Origin of the sequence: Treponema pedis, from assembly GCF_017161325.1 — a bacterium.
GTDB classification, from domain to species: domain Bacteria; phylum Spirochaetota; class Spirochaetia; order Treponematales; family Treponemataceae; genus Treponema_B; species Treponema_B pedis.
This window is the reverse complement of record NZ_CP045670.1, coordinates 1,722,093-1,738,679: the sequence shown is the minus strand read 5'-3', so window position 1 is coordinate 1,738,679 and position 16,587 is coordinate 1,722,093. Positions and strand designations below refer to the sequence as shown.

The 16,587-nt window shown below is 36.3% G+C and carries 10 protein-coding genes and 2 pseudogenes; 3 read left to right on the top strand and 9 right to left on the bottom strand.

The window, feature by feature from the left end; genetic code table 11:
* Positions 1–15 precede the first annotated feature (15 nt).
* The 9 genes and pseudogenes from DYQ05_RS13920 to DYQ05_RS07910 all read right to left on the bottom strand — a co-directional run.
* Positions 16–3,522: an RHS repeat-associated core domain-containing protein gene (locus tag DYQ05_RS13920; protein ID WP_252723306.1), complete on the bottom strand. Its 3,507-nt coding sequence runs from the start codon at positions 3,520–3,522 to the stop codon at positions 16–18.
* Positions 3,512–4,378 carry an SEL1-like repeat protein gene (locus tag DYQ05_RS07950; RefSeq protein ID WP_206183221.1) on the bottom strand — a complete coding sequence of 289 codons (867 nt, stop codon included), beginning with the start codon at positions 4,376–4,378 and terminating at the stop codon, positions 3,512–3,514. The genes DYQ05_RS13920 and DYQ05_RS07950 overlap by 11 nt, the downstream gene beginning before the upstream one ends.
* Positions 4,379–4,380: 2 nt before the next feature.
* Positions 4,381–6,261, bottom strand: coding sequence for an RHS repeat domain-containing protein (locus DYQ05_RS07940; protein ID WP_252723305.1), 1,881 nt, complete (start codon positions 6,259–6,261; stop codon positions 4,381–4,383).
* Positions 6,262–6,446: 185 nt separating this feature from the next.
* Positions 6,447–6,971, bottom strand: a complete 525-nt coding sequence (locus DYQ05_RS07935) for a hypothetical protein (protein WP_020965477.1) — start codon at positions 6,969–6,971, stop codon at positions 6,447–6,449.
* Between the two features lie 541 nt (positions 6,972–7,512).
* Positions 7,513–7,752: pseudogene (locus DYQ05_RS14650) on the bottom strand (RHS repeat-associated core domain-containing protein); the annotation flags it as partial.
* A gap of 785 nt (positions 7,753–8,537) precedes the next feature.
* Positions 8,538–10,685: an RHS repeat domain-containing protein gene (locus DYQ05_RS14360; RefSeq protein ID WP_290121743.1), complete on the bottom strand. Its 2,148-nt coding sequence runs from the start codon at positions 10,683–10,685 to the stop codon at positions 8,538–8,540.
* A gap of 239 nt (positions 10,686–10,924) precedes the next feature.
* On the bottom strand, positions 10,925–11,284 hold the full coding sequence (locus DYQ05_RS07920) for a hypothetical protein (RefSeq protein WP_024465828.1): 360 nt from the start codon (positions 11,282–11,284) through the stop codon (positions 10,925–10,927).
* A gap of 143 nt (positions 11,285–11,427) precedes the next feature.
* Positions 11,428–11,829 (bottom strand): hypothetical protein, encoded by a 402-nt coding sequence (locus tag DYQ05_RS07915; RefSeq protein ID WP_020965474.1) that lies wholly within the window; start codon positions 11,827–11,829, stop codon positions 11,428–11,430.
* A 184-nt stretch (positions 11,830–12,013) separates the two neighbouring features.
* Positions 12,014–12,310 (bottom strand): annotated as a pseudogene (locus DYQ05_RS07910) (RHS repeat-associated core domain-containing protein); the annotation flags it as partial.
* 288 nt (positions 12,311–12,598) lie between these two features.
* On the opposite strand from DYQ05_RS07910, the gene DYQ05_RS07905 reads away from it, so the two are divergent.
* The 3 genes from DYQ05_RS07905 to DYQ05_RS07895 all read left to right on the top strand — a co-directional run bounded on the left by DYQ05_RS07905 (position 12,599) and on the right by DYQ05_RS07895 (position 16,578).
* The gene (locus tag DYQ05_RS07905) at positions 12,599–13,516 is read left to right on the top strand and encodes a GerMN domain-containing protein (protein WP_194077456.1); all 918 of its coding nucleotides are present in this window, start codon (positions 12,599–12,601) and stop codon (positions 13,514–13,516) included.
* A 79-nt stretch (positions 13,517–13,595) separates the two neighbouring features.
* Positions 13,596–15,737, top strand: a complete 2,142-nt coding sequence (locus tag DYQ05_RS07900) for an ATP-dependent DNA helicase (protein WP_206183220.1) — start codon at positions 13,596–13,598, stop codon at positions 15,735–15,737.
* Between the two features lie 91 nt (positions 15,738–15,828).
* A complete protein-coding gene (locus tag DYQ05_RS07895) occupies positions 15,829–16,578 on the top strand; it encodes a lysophospholipid acyltransferase family protein (protein ID WP_020965470.1) in 750 nt (249 codons plus the stop codon).
* Positions 16,579–16,587 lie beyond the last annotated feature (9 nt).

Genomic DNA, 16,587 nt, shown 5'->3' with positions numbered 1-16,587 from the left:
AAGAACTTTATTGGTCTATTTTTCCAATTTTTGAATATATATTTCAATTCTACCTCCACTGTTGTTTAATCGATTATGAATATCTTTCATAAATTTATCCCGTCCTGAATTGCCTTTGTCTTTACCATTCAAGCCGAGACATCCTAAAGAACCACCAATATATTCCAAACCATCAGCTAAATTTGTATAAACACCTCCGACATGAATCTGTATATAATCAGCCTTACCATCACCTGTAATATCGGCACGTATATTTCTGTCTCGTCCCGATTTATTATTCCAAAGTTCCAAAACTTCACCAACGCCTTTTCCACCATCACGTAACATACCGTAATATTTTCCAACAGATTCATCAGGATTAAAAGCCAATTTTTTATTATCAGAAACAGTCGGAGCATGACGTGTCACTTCATAATACGATTTTTTATTTGTCTTATCATCAGTAACTGTCATTAAATATGTATCAACGACCATTCTCAATCCATTGGAGCCGACAATTCGTATTTCACCCTTACCAAGCAATCCATGTGCATTTCTGAATTCCTTAGATAGTTCACTCACTTTAATATTTGTAACTGTTACTTTGGTCGTCCTTCCATCCGGGTCAATATACTTAATCGGATTATTCCCTGCATAGTGGTACACATGCAAGTTTACAATGTTAAATACCCCACCCATACCCGGCAGGTTTTCATTATGCTTCTTTGCTTCGTCATTAATGGGTGCTTTTGGTATATAATCATTTAACGCAGGGTCTCCCGACAACCACCTACTATACTTCGGGTCAAGGTATCTAGCTCCATAATAGTATAATCCCGTCTCTTCGTCAAGTTCCTTACCTGTAAACCTAAAGGGCAATTTATCTATTCCAGGTGCAGTCTCTTCTACCCAGAGTTCTCCATACGGTGTATATTCAATGTGTTCATATTGCTTCCCTCTCCAGTCCGTTACAAACTGTGCGCTTCCTAAGTGGTCACTGTGGTAGTAGTATCTCTTTTCCTTTTGCTCATCATTGTCTCCATGGTTATCCGTATGTGTCATTGCAGTTACTAATCTTGAGTTTCCTACAAAGATGTGTTTATGCACCCTTAACCCTTGCGGGTTATCTTTGTCGTATATCGGAATATGTATCGTAAAGAAATTGTTAAAGTATAGCGTTTCGCTTCTTCCTTCTTCAGTATACTTTAACCCTCTCTGCCCGTCTTCACCGTAGCGGTAGTGTACCGTGTAGTTTTTATCGCTCGATTTGGTGAGTAAATTTTTTTCATTCAAGCCCTTACGGGCTTGCTGAGTAAGGAAATTATTATACGTCGTCAAAAACAGCTTCGCTGTTTTTGACTTGTAAGTCCACATATAGTTCCGCCTGTAAGAAAAAAGATCTTGCGGGTTCGTCTGTTCCGTTTCTTTAGGGGCGTCAAGACCGAAGCCGTAATCGGTTGAGTATACTCCGCTTTCTTTATCATAGTTATAGGTAAATATAAACTCTTCCTCTTCACTAAAGGGTCCGTCTTTTTCCGCCGTTATGTTTCCGTTACCGTCATAACGATAATACCTGTTCCCCGCTCTTATTAACCTGTGCGCATATTTACTGTCATATTCATAATCTAGGTTGTAATCTAGGTCGGCTTTCTTATATGCATTTCCCCTACTTCCCGATAAATTAGTCGTGCTCATTTTATTCATCATATTTCCTATGATGTCGAAGTTAAACTCCTGTTTGTACTTTGCTATGTTTACAGGACTCATTCCGAAGTATTTTTTCCCCTTGTATTGTTTACTCTCTCCTTCTACACTTATAAGTTGATATAGGTTATCGTATTTGTACGCTTGAGTTGTCTCATAAGTGCTTGCATCATTCGTGTAACCGAGGACGTTTCCTACAGGGTCAAATGAGTACTTTATTTTTTGAAAAACGTCTTGACTTTGTTTGTTTTCAGTTTCTATTGTATCAAGCCAACGCCGCTTTTCATCGTACTTGTATCTTGTTTCCACTCCGTTTCCGTAACGTATGTACACCCTTTGTGCGTGTTCGTCATAAAGGATTTTATCTACATAAGAGTATTCGGCTTTTCCTTTTGACGAAGTTTTTTCTCCGCTCACTCCTCTTAATTGTCCGCCTGCATCGTATGTGTAACTTACGGTTTCTCCGTCGGGGTATTTCATCTTTTGCATTCGTCCTAAGTAATCCGCTTCATATTCAAAACTTGCAGACTGTTTCCCGCTCCCGGCTTCATAGCGGTTTATTGTTCGGCTTTCTTTTATTACTTCATTAAGTTCCCCGTAACTATAATGCGTTTCTCCCGATTCATCTTTTTTATAAGTTACTTGACCTGCACCTTTTTCTCCGGGCTCTCCGTATTTATATTCGGTGTCTTCACTGAAGGGGTAATCTATTTTTGTTATTCTGTCAAATCCGTCGTATTCGTATCTTATCTCAGATGCTTTACTCCTTAATACGGAATCCGTTTCCGCCTTTAATCTTCCCTTATCATCATATATCCATTCTTTTCTTCCCGCATCAAGGCTTTCCAAACTTATCCTTCTTCCAAGTAAGTCATATCCTACAGATACTATGTTTTCTTTTGCATCATACGCTCTAAGCATTTCTCCTAATACGGAGTATTCGTATTTAGCTTTGGTCAATAAACTTCCGTTTTTATCCAGCCTCCGTACTTCCCTTATGTTTCCTCTTGCATCTTTTTTACTTATGCTTATGTTCCCTAAGGGGTCTATTGACTTTGTTATTTGAAGCGAAGTGTCTATCGAGTATTCGTTTTTTTGTGTGTGCCCGTCTGGTAAAACCGTTAATATGTTTCGGTCTATGTCATCATACTCATATTTTGTTCCGTTTCTTATCGTTGTAAAATCGTTAAGCTCATAAAACGCTTCAAGGGCTTCATAAGAATTTTTATTTACCAGTTCTTGTTCTAAGTTTCCTCTGTAAAAGAATGGCATTCCTTCTTCACTCTTGCGTCCTGCCTTGTCGTAGTGTATTGTACTTGAGATGTTCCAGCCTGTTTGGGTTTGATCATTCGTTCCGTCAATGTACACTTCTCCTTCTTTTGCTGTGTAGCTTATGCGTCCTAAGCCATCGTAGATTACTTCTTTTGAAAATATGCGGGCATCTCCTGCGTCGCACGACAAAAAAGTTTCCTCGACGTATACCCGATACGTCTGCGGTACTTTTTTGTCTAACTCCTTGTATCTGCTCCACCTATTTCCAAAAGGCATCGTTTTTCCGCTTCCTATCGTAAGCGGAAAAACCTCTAATAAGCTGTTTTTATTTAATAATAACTTTCTTTTGGCGGACTGCTGACACTTGTGCACTATCATAATTATGTAAAAGTACACAAGTGTCAGCACCGCTCTTTTCAGGGCTCCGCTATCGCTTCGGTATCTTTCCGCAGAAATTACTGCGGAAAGATGTACAGCAAAAGCAATTTTTATAAATTGCTTTTGCTCCCCTGCAATCGCTGTCCGAATGAGATAGTTGGATTGTTTAAATAAATAGCTAGTTTTCATTTTCTGCTATTTCTTTTAGTAGTTTTTTTGCTTCTGTATTTCCGTTTTGAATAGCCTTTCTTATCCAAAAACTGCTGCGAAGTTTATCAAATTCGACTTCACTGTTGCTTAGTATTTTTGCATATTTCAACATACAATCATTATTTCCATTTTGAGCACCTATTCTACACCAATATGAAGCCGCATTTTTTTTATTTATCCGTTCATAATATTTTCCAAGCGAATAGGCTGCTGTTCCAGAACCTCTCAATGCTCCGTCTTCATAAAAGAACACCTGTTTTTCTTTTAATTCTTCTATCGGATAATCACTATTATTTGCCATAGTAAACACTATCTGTTTTTTTCTACTACGCTCTACATTCGAAAGTGCCAGTTCAAAACCCCTTGCCGCACTTGTATACAACCAAAATAGTCTTCGTTTTTGATTATCAAAATTATAGCATTCCTTAATAGTATAGTAATTATATTGCGAACGAGGTGTTATATCATTTTCAATTAAAATTTCAAGCCAATAGTTCAGTTTTGATATTCTTAATTCATTATCGATATCCTGAATATAGGCATAATGATCAATTAACTCATCTACTGCACGAGGGTCTCCTTGTAATGCAAGCATTTCTTTTTCAAAGAGTTCCGCATCGTCTTTTATAACAAAACAACTGGAATTACGCTCTATCTCTTCTACATATATGATATCATCATCATCAATATTTCCTACCTCTTCTGCTAAATATCTGAGAATATCATCATCAATATTTCCCAGTTTTTCTTTTAAATATCTGAAAACATCATCAGTATTTTGAGAAAAAAGTAAACACGTATTTAATAAACAAAAAAAGAAATATATTTTTTTCATTCTTATTTTCCTCCAATAAATTTATATTGTTCTCCACTATCAACAGAAGTATATGGAATACGGGTTTTTCTATTACCAGATGTATTTGATTGTATGAAAATACCGGATTTAAAATTGACAAATCCTGTCGATGCAATAACAATAGCCCCTTCTCCTAAAGCATCAGCAACTTTTTTTGCAAAACAATCTTGAGAATTATCAATATTTTGAGGGTCTTGCCCGCTATTACAAATCCATAATACAACAGGCTGACCATTATAATTTGGATTAGACTTTATCATTTCAGCAAGATCTTTAGGATCTAAAAAAGCTCTATCTTCATAGTTTAAAGAACCATCTTCACCACAAGATGAAGCATTGACTCTATTACCATGAGCTGCTACATAAAAGAAAGCAGCATACTTATATGCCCTTGAAGCTGCTTGTCTCATATTACCAAATTCTGGTTCATGTGCATCATATAAATCTTGTTTTGGATTAGCTGTAAATAAATTTAAATCAACACCTTGTTTTTTTGAAGTATTCCCTAACGACTTAGCTAAGTCATCCTCCATGTTTCTCCCATCCGGATCGGTATACTTGACCGGATTATTTCCCGCATAATGATAAACGTGAAGATTGACGGTATTAAATACCCCACCCATACCCGGCAGGTTCTCGTTATGCTTTTTAGCTTCATCATCTATCGGTGCTTTGGGTATATAATCATTTAACGCCGGATCACCGCTTAACCACCTACTATACTTCGGGTCAAGATATCTGGCTCCATAATAATACAAACCCGTTTCTTCGTCAAGCTCTTTCCCTGTAAACCTGAACGGTAACTTATCTATCCCCGGTGCAGTCTCTTCTACCCATAACTCACCGTAAGGTGTGTATTCTATATGTTCGTATTGCTTCCCTCTCCAGTCCGTTACGAATTGTGCACTTCCTAAATGGTCTGAATGGTAGTAATACCTCTTCTCGCGTTGCTCATCATTGTCTCCGTGGTTATCCGTATGCGTCATTGCAGTTACTAATCTTGAGTTTCCTACAAAGATGTGTTTATGCACCCTTAACCCTTGCGGGTTATCTTTATCGTATATCGGAATATGTATCGTAAAGAAATTGTTAAAGTATAGCGTTTCACTTCTTCCTTCTTCAGTATACTTTAACGCTCTCTGCCCGTCTTCACCGTAGCGGTAGTGTACCGTGTAGTTTTTATCGCTCGATTTGGTTAACAGGTTACGCTCATTCCATGTGTAGTTTCTTCTATAAGCAAAGAGATCTTGCGGGTTCGTCTGTTCCGTTTCTTTAGGGGCGTCAAGACCGAAGCCGTAATCGGTTGAGTATACTCCGCTTTCTTTATCATAGTTATAGGTAAATATAAACTCTTCCTCTTCACTAAAGGGTCCGTCTTTTTCCGCCGTTATGTTTCCATTGGCGTCATAGCGATAATTCTCTTTTGAAAATATACACGCCGTCTGCGGCGTCGCTTCAAAAAAATTAATCCTCAACGTACATAAAGTACGCCTGCGGTTAATTTTTCCTAGCTCCTTGCATCCAACATGTCTATTTTCAAAAGTCCTGTCAGTAGGCTTGTTTAGTAAATTTAAAACTTTAATCCCCGATGTTTTGCCGAATGGCAAAACTCGAAGCTCAAAGGTGCCTAGGCAGCTTTGAGCGGCGGACTGCTCAATTTTGTTTTTTATCATTATAAAGAAAACAAAATTGAGCACCGCGCTTTTCAGGGCTTCGCTGTCGCTTCGGTATCTTTCCGCAGAAATTACTGCGGAAAGATGTACAGCAAAAGCAATTTTGATAAATTGCTTTTGCTCCCTTCCAATCGCTGTCCGAGAAGTGAGATAGTTAGGCTGCGAATAAATGCAAAGTTTTGTTTTCACCTTAAAAAATATTTTCCTTTCAATACCGCCACTCGGATATCAGTAGTTCTACTCAGAAGCACGTTTTGCTGTCAGCAAAACATGCTATCAAATCTGTACAAGTTATATCTTTCCCATCCAGATCAGTATAGTTCACCGAATTATACCCTGCGCAATGGTATAAACTACCATTTGCAACAAGTCTATTAAGAACCAATCGGTTCACAGTACAAAAACAAACTATGTTCAGACTTTAATCTTTCTTTTATTAAGTCCAATTCATCCTGAATCAGTGTATCCTTTAATAATCTGTCACAGCCATCATTAAGTTGTTTATGAATTCGTCCATATTCTCTATGACATAAATAATAAACACATTCACCAATGATTTTTTTATTTTCAATAACAAAGAATTCATAATCAGCAAATTCAAAGTGAATTCCTAAATCCAATTTGTTCATAAGATAGCACGAAATCTTATAGCGTATTTCAGGATCTTTTACAATGGATTCATCAATAAAAACATTCGGTATTTGAGTTCCTTTGTAATAAATCGGTTTAGGATATGCGTAATTAGTTTTTTGGAGACAAACTTTTGTACTAGAAATCCTCCGTTTTTCATCGTTGTTGACGGTACGAAAATATTTTTCGAAATTCGAGATATTTATATCTGCAAAAATAGGACAACATAGTACAATAATTAATAAAAAAAATAATAAACATTTATTCAATTTTCTGTACCTCGATAATAATATGCTTGTTTTGTTTATAATCTAATTTATTGCAAATATCATTAATGAATTTTTCATATCCATCACCATTTACATATTCTCCTTGTAAGGAAAAGCATCCCCAAGACGTTACATTATATTCTACACCATCTAAACCTACGTAATTTCCACCAACATGAATTTCTATTGTTTTATCATTTGCTTCTCCAGTATCAGATCGAAATAAATCACCTCTTAAACTTGGATTTTTATAGTTTCTTAATTCAATAGCAAATCCATAATTCTTTCTCGAAATAAAACCTTTGAAAAATGAGCTTTTTCCTTTAGGTTCATACGTAGCAAAATCTTTTGGTTCAGAAATATTACTATCATTTGCGTCTAATACTGAATGTCTAGTAACTTCATAATTTAATGTTTTTCCTGTTGCATCATCATAAACTGTCATTCTGTAAGTTGGAACTTTTACTATGATGTTTTTTCCATTGTCATCCGTTGTTCTTAAATATCCTGTACCGACTTTTTTATTGGTAATTGTTATATGTATATCCCTCCCATCAGGATCGGTATACTTAATCGGATTATTGCCCGCATAATGATATACATGTAAGTTTATCGTGTTGTATACTCCTCCCATGCCCGGCAAATTCTCATTATGTTTCTTAGCATCATCGTCAATAGGTGCTTTTGGTATGTAGTCATTTAAAGCCGGATCACCTGACAGCCACCTCGAATATTTCGGGTCAAGGTATCTAGCTCCGTAGTAATACAGTCCTGTCTCCTCTTTTGAAAATATGCGGGCAATTACTGCGTCGTACGGCAAAAAAGTGTCCTCGACGTATACCCGATACGCCTGCGGTACTTTTTTGCCTAACTCCTTGTATCTGCTCCGCCTATTTTCAAAAGCCCTGTCAGTGAGGATTTCAGATAGTGATAGCTTTTTGCCTAAGCAGCTTTGAGCGGCGGACTGCTGCATTTTGTTTATTATTATCATGAAGAAAATAAAATTGAGCACCGCGCTTTTCAGGGCTCCGCTATCGCTTCGGTATCTTTCCGCAGGAATTACTGCGGAAAGATGTACAGCAAAAGCAATTTTTGTAAATTGCTTTTGCTCCCTTGCAATCGCTGTCCGAAAAAGATAGTTGGGTTCTTTTAATAAACATCTAACTACTACTTTCATAAATTAAATCTAAATTACCCACCGTATTATCTTATAAATAAATACAGTAACAGCATATGATATTATAAATATAATTATACCATTGAATAGAAAAATAGAATAAAAAATAACACTTAACATTTCAACAATAAAAAAATATCCTATCTCAATAAAAAAACCAATTAAACAGCCTAAAAAATGCGATATAAAAAATACTATTAATAAAGTTAAAAAAAAGTACAATCCAATTTTTTGTATATTTAAAAATATAAATAAAACAACTATTATTGGAACAAATACAACTTGCAAAAAATATTTATTATCCTTAACCGAGGTGATAATATAAAAAATCATTAGAATAAGCATAAAAGCTATTTTACTGTATATAAAATTCGTTATTGAAATTTTTATCATTTTATTTGAATTTCCTCTCCTTTATTATTTTTTTTAAAATCTTCATATTGGAAATTAGGTTTTGTAAAAGTCCCAACAGGGAAACGAGAATGTTTAGGTTTTGATATATTAACACCTCCTTTCTTACCAATGTCTGCACATAAATCTGCACAGTTTTGAGATATTACTTCTAAGGTTATTTCATTTCTTTTTTCATCAAGTGAGTATTTTTTATCGTAAATGTCAAGACCTTCTGCTATCATTCTTGAGTCATTCATTGCACTTGTTTTTACTTGATAAGCCCTATCATATTGTTCATCTGTATCTAATTTTTTATTATGCTCAATAAAACTTTCAAGTGTAGGAAAATATTCTGCCTTGTTAATTGATCCAGTTAAATTTTTACCATCTTTAGAAAAATACAACCATCCGCCAGTTTTATCATTTCCAATTAACACAGCATTATGACCTTCTTTATAAGCACCATATGACCTATTCAATAAAATTATATCCCTTCCATCCGGATCGGTATACTTAACCGGATTATTCCCTGCATAATGGTACACATGCAAGTTTACAACATTAAACACACCACCCATACCGGGTAAATTCTCGTTGTGTTTCTTCGCTTCATCGTCAATGGGAGCTTGCGGTATATACTCTCCCAGCGCCGGATCCCCACTCAACCACCTCGAATACTTCGGGTCAAGGTATCTCGCACCGTAATAGTACAGGCCCGTTTCTTCATCCATCTCCTTGCCGGTAAACCTAAACGGCAGTTTATCAATTCCCGCAGCAACTTCTTCTATCCATAGCTCTCCGTAAGGTGTATACTCTATATGCTCATACTGTCTGCCTTTCCAGTCCGTTACGAATTGTGCACTTCCTAAGTGGTCGCTGTGATAGTAGTATCTCTTTTCCTTTTGCTCTTCATTGTCTCCACTGTTATCCGTGTGGGTCATCGCTGTTACAAGGCGGCTGTTACCGACAAAGATATGTTTATGCACCCTTAACCCTTGCGGGTTATCTTTATCATATATCGGAATATGTATCGTAAAGAAATTGTTAAAGTATAGCGTTTCACTTCTTCCTTCTTCAGTATACTTTAACGCTCTCTGCCTGTCTTCACCGTAGCGGTAGTGTACCGTGTAGTTTTTATCGCTCGATTTGGTTAACAGGTTACGCTCATTCCACATATAGTTCCGCCTGTAAGAAAAAAGATCTTGCGGGTTCGTCTGTTCCGTTTCTTTAGGGGCGTCAAGACCGAAGCCGTAATCGGTTGAGTATACTCCGCTTTCTTTATCATAGTTATAGGTAAATATAAACTCTTCCTCTTCACTAAAGGGTCCGTCTTTTTCCGCCGTTATGTTTCCGTTACCGTCATAACGATAATACCTGTTCCCCGCTCTTATTAACCTGTGCGCATATTTACTGTCATATTCATAATCTAGGTTGTAATCTAGGTCGGCTTTCTTATATGCATTTCCCCTACTTCCCGATAAATTAGTCGTGCTCATTTTATTCATCATATTTCCTATGATGTCGAAGTTAAACTCCTGTTTGTACTTTGCTATGTTTACAGGACTCATTCCGAAGTATTTTTTCCCCTTGTATTGTTTACTCTCTCCTTCTACACTTATAAGTTGATATAGGTTATCGTATTTGTACGCTTGAGTTGTCTCATAAGTGCTTGCATCATTCGTGTAACCGAGGACGTTTCCTACAGGGTCAAATGAGTACTTTATTTTTTGAAAAACGTCTTGACTTTGTTTGTTTTCAGTTTCTATTGTATCAAGCCAACGCCGCTTTTCATCGTACTTGTATCTTGTTTCCACTCCGTTTCCGTAACGTATGTACACCCTTTGTGCGTGTTCGTCATCTTTTGAAAATATACACGCCGTCTGCGGCGTCGCTTCAAAAAAATTAATCCTCAACGTACATAAAGTACGCCTGCGGTTAATTTTTTCTCGCTCCTTGCATCCAACATGTCTATTTTCAAAAGCCATTGTTTTTCCGCTTCCTTCCAGAAGCGGAAAAACCTCCGATAAGGGGGCATTCATAAAATTTAAAACTTTAATCCCCGATGTTTTGCCGAATGGCAAAACTCGAAGCTCAAAGGGGCGTAAGCAGCTTTGAGCTTCGGACTGCTCAATTTTGTTTTTCAATATTATGAAGAAAACAAAATTGAGCACCGCGCTTTTCAGGGCTTCGCTATCGCTTCGGTATCTTTCCGCAGAAATTACTGCGGAAAGATGTACAGCAAAAGCAATTTTTATAAATTGCTTTTGCTCCCTTTCAATCGCTGTCCGAAATGTGAGATAGTTAGGCTGCTTAAATAAATGCTAAGTTTTGCTTTCATAGTTTTTATATAACATTATTTTATTATTTCAAATTATATAAAAAATTATAATTTTCTTCCATAATTTCCATCAGGATGCATAGGTCTTAGAATATTTTCCGGTTTCATAATTTTTTTTCCTAAAAAAATATCATTCATTACTTTCAAAAGATCGCTTAAATTTCTCTCTCCTATAACTGCTGAATTAAATTGGACATTCCAAGCTAAAGTTCCGTTATCTTCAATAATCCGATAATCACCATATAAATATGGTTCAGTCCAATAATCATCATCACTCAGCGTTAGTGAAATTTTTTTTATATATGATTCTATCATACAAATATTATCTAAATATTGTATTGTAAGAAAATATTCTTGTTTTCCTAGTGTAAATTCATTGATTATTTTTACTATTTCATCTTTCATTTTTCACATCCTTTACTACGGAATAAGATTAATACTACCGGCAATTACAAAATCAACACGATCACCTAGTTTTCATTGTTTATTATACTTCATATATATTTTTTAAACTGTAACTATAAATTTCACAATGTTTATATAACGCTTTAAACAAGAAAAAAAGTTAAAACTATTGTAACTAAGCATAACAAAATCCATAATAAGGATAATGGAAAACAAAGCAGCTGCATCATATTTAAAATAAAAAATTTTCGTTTTATTTCTTGTGTTTCTATTGAATCTTCCTTTGCATATTCTTCATTTAAACACCATCTTATAATAAACCTACCCCTCGCCCACGAAGACGATATAAGCCCGTCATTGTAGACCGCATTTTTTGCAAAAAATACCTTCTCTTTTGTAGCCGCTTCATAAAATGAAGAAGCAAGTCCGGTACGATGAAAAGAGATATGTGTAAAAACCATAAGAAATATAGTTACTATTACGGCTAATGACGGAAATATAAACATCATAATTACAAGACCTTCTATAATTTTTACTGCTTCCATTTTTACACCTCCAGCGATAATAAGTTTTTCTCTTTAAGATAATTTAATAATCCATCAATATCTTTATTTTTTAAAAAATATAGAAATATCTTTCCCGTTTAAAGGAATTGATATAAATATACCGGTATTATTTGATGCCCCTGTACTTGCTCCGGCTGTATTTGACAGTCCAAATATTACTATCGCTTCTTCCATCCGGATCCACATACTTAATCGGATTATTTCCCGCATAGTGATAAACATGTAGATTGACGGTATTAAACACCCCACCTATTCCCGGCAGGTTTTCGTTATGCTTTTTAGCTTCATCATCTATCGGTGCTTTGGGTATGTACTCACCTAGTGCAGGGTCTCCACTCAGCCACCTCGAATATTTCGGATCAAGATACCTAGCTCCATAATAGTATAATCCCGTTTCCTCGTCAAGCTCTTTCCCCGTAAATCTGAACGGTAACTTATCTATTCCCGGTGCAGTTCCCTCCGCTCCTTCCCTTTCCAAACAAGGTATAGCCGTAACTTATTCCCTCGCCTTCTTTCTCCAATTCTCTCATATCTTTCCGCCGCTGTCAAGACCAATCTTTACGGTTTATCATTTTTTCCGCTTTAGCGAAAAAATTATTTAAATTTAATCGTAGTTACCGCCTGTAAGTACCTCCTCTTTACATACCGCAAAAATAAGTATCGATATCTTAAAGCCGTTTTAAATTTTTATCTTAATTTTTTAAAAAATGCTATAGTATTTTTTTCTTAAATATATTATTATAAGGCTATGTCCGATAAAAATAATAAAAGGGCTTCTTTAGGCTGGTTCTTTTGGGTTGCATTTATTTTACTTGTCGCTTTATTGTTTTTTATTAACAAAAACAATATACGTTCCGTATTGGAAAAAACAAACGCTAAAAAAATTTTTCAAAAAACCGAAAAAGAAGAGTTAAATACGGAAGCCGACTTAATGGAAATTCAAAATGAAATAGAAAAAATAACCGCTGAAACACAGGGAGACGGCAGCGCCTACAAAGATGAGCCTGAAACAGCGGAAACTTCAAATACTTCTACAGATGCAGACACAACCGATAAGTCTAAAGTTAAAAAGACTGAAAAAAATCCTCAAGGGAATATTTTAAAAACCGAAACTGCAAAAAAAACGGAAAATATAACCAAAACACAAGAAAAAAATGTGAAAACAAAGCCTGTAAGCACCTCAAAACAGGAAAGCCCCGTCAAAGAGCAAAATTTTAAACCTAAAACCGAAGATAAAAGCCGTCAAACCGAAAGCCGTTCCGTTTTTTTCGTTCAAGTAGAGGCTGACGGAAAAATAGTACGCAAACAGGTTATACGGCAAATCCCGAAAACCGATTCTCCTATGACGGAAACATTAAAAGTTTTATTAAAGGGCACGTCAAACGAAGAAGCGAAAAACGGTCTTCGCTCCTTTATTCCTCCTGAAACAAAACTTCTTTCCGCTTATGTAAAAAACGGAACCGCTTTTATAAATTTAAGCGAAGAATTTCAGTTTAACAGATACGGAATAGAAGCTTATTATGCACAGCTGGCTCAAATCGTGTTTACCGCCTGTGAATTTTCAACTGTAGAAAACGTCAGATTTTTAATTGAAGGCAGGCAAAAAGAATATTTGGGAGGCGAAGGCGTTTGGATAGGCTCTCCGTTTTCTAAAAATTCATTTTAATTGTAAAACGGGAAGACAATAAACTATAAGGTTTAAGAATTTATACGGCAAAACTTCCGGAACGATAAGCGTAATTATTATGAATGATTTTATTGAAGAAACTTTTACCGATACCGAATTACTTCCGTTAGACCCTGATAAAACGGCAGGCTTCCTTGACGAAAACGGAACTTTCGCTTCCTTTTTTAAAAATTACGAACCGCGTATTCCTCAATTAAAATTAACAAAGGCAATTTCCAATTGTTTTAATGAAAATGCCGTAGGAGTTTTTGAAGCCGGTACCGGTGTAGGAAAAAGTTTAGCCTATCTTTTACCTGCAATGATTTGGGCAAAGCAAAACAAACAGCGTGTAGTAATTTCTACAGGTACAATAAATTTACAACAGCAATTGATAGAAAAGGACGTCCCTACAGCAAAAAAAATTTTAGGTGAAAATTTTACAAACTTAAAATCAATTTTAGTCAAGGGAAGACATAACTTCCTTTGTTTACGGCGTTTATCTCAAAGTCTACAGGAAAACGACTTATTTTCTTCGGGAACGGAAGAACTTGAAAAGATAAAAGAATGGGCAATGGAAGCAAAAGAAGGAAGCCGTTCCGAACTGGAATTTTTACCCGGCGATTCGGTTTGGTCTTTAGTGTGTTCCGAATCGGATAATTGTCTTGCAAATAAATGCCCTTATTTTACAGGCTGCTTTGTAATGAAAATGAAACGCGAAGCGGAAAGCTCTTCAATTTTAATTGCCAATCATCATATTCTTTTTGCAGACCTTGCGGTGAGGGCGGACGGATTCGGCTACACCGGCACCGCCGTACTCCCCGCTTTCGAAAACCTTATTATAGATGAAGCTCATACAATAGAAGAAGCCGCAGGAAGTTTTTTTTCGGAAGACTTGTCGCGCTTTAATTTACATAAACAAATAAATATTTTATATCGCTCACGGCGCGGAAAACAGACAGGCTTATTAAACACAATCGCAGCAGTTTCAAATGAAGCGAAGTTATTTACCGAAATAATTAATTTACTTGAACAAACGGCCGTATCCTTTAACCTGCTTGAAGAAAAAGCTGCAAATATTTTACAATCATCAATTGCAAAAAGCTTAATGCAAATTACTTCCGATGAAGTTGCCGAACTTTTAAATTCGATAGAAGTTTTTTATAAAAATATATGCACCTTAAATATCAAACTTGAAGCAATTATAAGCAATATTGATGAAGAAAAAAAAGACGAAGACTTGGACACCGCCTGCCGCGATGCCTTCGTTATTTTACGCCGTTTAAAAAGCATGGCGGCTTTAATGGAACACTTTTTAAACCGCCAAAATTTTCCCAATGAGGTCTTTTGGTTTGAAAAAATAAAGCTTAGTCAAGGCGAAGCAATACGCTTTATTCAAACCCCTCTTGTTCTTGCACCCATTATGAGACGCTCGGTATTTATGCCTATGTCTTCGGTTATTTGCGTTTCGGCAACATTAAAAATAGGCGACAGCTTCGATTTTTGGCTCGGCAGAAACGGTTTAAAAGACTTTCACGACAAAAAAGTCTTTACGGATTATTTTCAATCACCCTTTCCTTATGAAAGCAACGTAGTCTTTAATATTCCGGCAGATATGCCCATGCCCGATGAAGCGGAATTTCAGGAAAACATAAACAAAAAGGTTTTATCTCTTTTGGAAATAACGCAAGGAAAAACCCTTGTCCTGTTTACATCTTACGAATCCTTAAAAAAAACTTGCGAATATGTCCGCATGAACATTACGGACAATATTTGTATTTTGCAACAGGGTGAAGATGACAGAATGAGACTTTTAAATAAATTTAAAGAAGATATTTCAAGCTGCCTTTTTGCAACAACTTCTTTTTGGGCGGGCGTTGATGTTCCGGGAGAATCTCTTTCGCATGTCATTTTAGTAAAACTCCCCTTCTCCGTTCCGACGGAGCCTATTTTTCATGCACGTTCCGCCTTAATAGAAAAATCAGGCGGAAATTCCTTTATGCAGCTAAGCGTGCCCGAAGCGGTTGTACAATTCAGGCAGGGGTTCGGGCGCTTAATGCGTTCCAATACCGACAGAGGCATTGTTACCGTTTTGGACAAGCGGATTTTAGTAAAACGTTACGGTGAAATTTTTATTAAAAGTATCCCCAAAACAATTCAATGCTTTGCTCCCACAAAAGACATATTGAACAAAATAGAAGATTTTTTGTATAATAACGGATAATTCCTATTCATTATAAATAAAAGGTTTTATAGGATTTAAGGTAAGCAGGTCTGCTGCCATTGTTTATTTTAGAAAATTATTAGGAGAATTTATGAAGGCAATTCTTGCTATTTTGTGCTGTTTTGTTATGCTCGCATGGAGGGCCGTTGTAATAGGCTTTTGTTATTCCGTTTATAGGAAGGCATGCGATTGGGTAAACAGCGAGGTTATCGTAAAACCCGCTCCGAGATTAGTATTTGCGGTATTAAAACAATTTGTCAATTTTAGGTTTAAAGGAGACTACGGTTTAACAGGGCAGCTTCCGGAACAATATCTTGCAATTTCAAATCATCAAAGTCTTTTAGATATCGTAGTTCATATGCGCTATTATAACGGGCCGCGCCTTAGATTTGTCGCAAAAAAAGAATTGGGAAATCATGTTCCTTTGGTTTCGGCAATGTTAAAAAGCGGAAAACATTGTTTGGTTCAACGCACGGGGAGCCCTACGCAGGCGATGAAAGCCGTAGATAAATTTGCAGAGCATGTAAGAAAGAATAACTTAATCCCAGTCATATTCCCGGAAGGCTCCCGCTCCAAAGACGGAAATTTGGGAACTTTTCACGCTGCCGGGTTCAGGCGTTTATTAAATGCCTCTCCCATGCCTGTGGCTGTTTTTGCCTTAGACGGCGGCTGGAAAATCTCGTCAATTAGGCGTATTGCGCAAAATCTGAAAGACGGTGAATATAAAATAAAACTTTTAAAAATCTATGAGGCCCCCAAAACAAAAGAAGAACAGCTTAAGATTCTTGAAGAGGGCAAAGCCTTAATTCAAGAACAATTGGATAAATGGCGCGGAAAATAAACAATATTT

Excerpts from the sequence above, each read along its gene's own strand:
- DYQ05_RS07915 (WP_020965474.1), bottom strand. The coding sequence starts at position 11,829 with ATGGAAGCAGTAAAAATTATAGAAGGTCTTGTAATTATGATGTTTATA.
- DYQ05_RS07905 (WP_194077456.1), top strand. The coding sequence starts at position 12,599 with ATGTCCGATAAAAATAATAAAAGGGCTTCTTTAGGCTGGTTCTTTTGG.
- DYQ05_RS07950 (WP_206183221.1), bottom strand. The coding sequence starts at position 4,378 with ATGAAAAAAATATATTTCTTTTTTTGTTTATTAAATACGTGTTTACTT.
- DYQ05_RS07900 (WP_206183220.1), top strand. The coding sequence starts at position 13,596 with ATGAATGATTTTATTGAAGAAACTTTTACCGATACCGAATTACTTCCG.
- DYQ05_RS07920 (WP_024465828.1), bottom strand. The coding sequence starts at position 11,284 with ATGAAAGATGAAATAGTAAAAATAATCAATGAATTTACACTAGGAAAA.
- DYQ05_RS07895 (WP_020965470.1), top strand. The coding sequence starts at position 15,829 with ATGAAGGCAATTCTTGCTATTTTGTGCTGTTTTGTTATGCTCGCATGG.
- DYQ05_RS13920 (WP_252723306.1), bottom strand. The coding sequence starts at position 3,522 with ATGAAAACTAGCTATTTATTTAAACAATCCAACTATCTCATTCGGACA.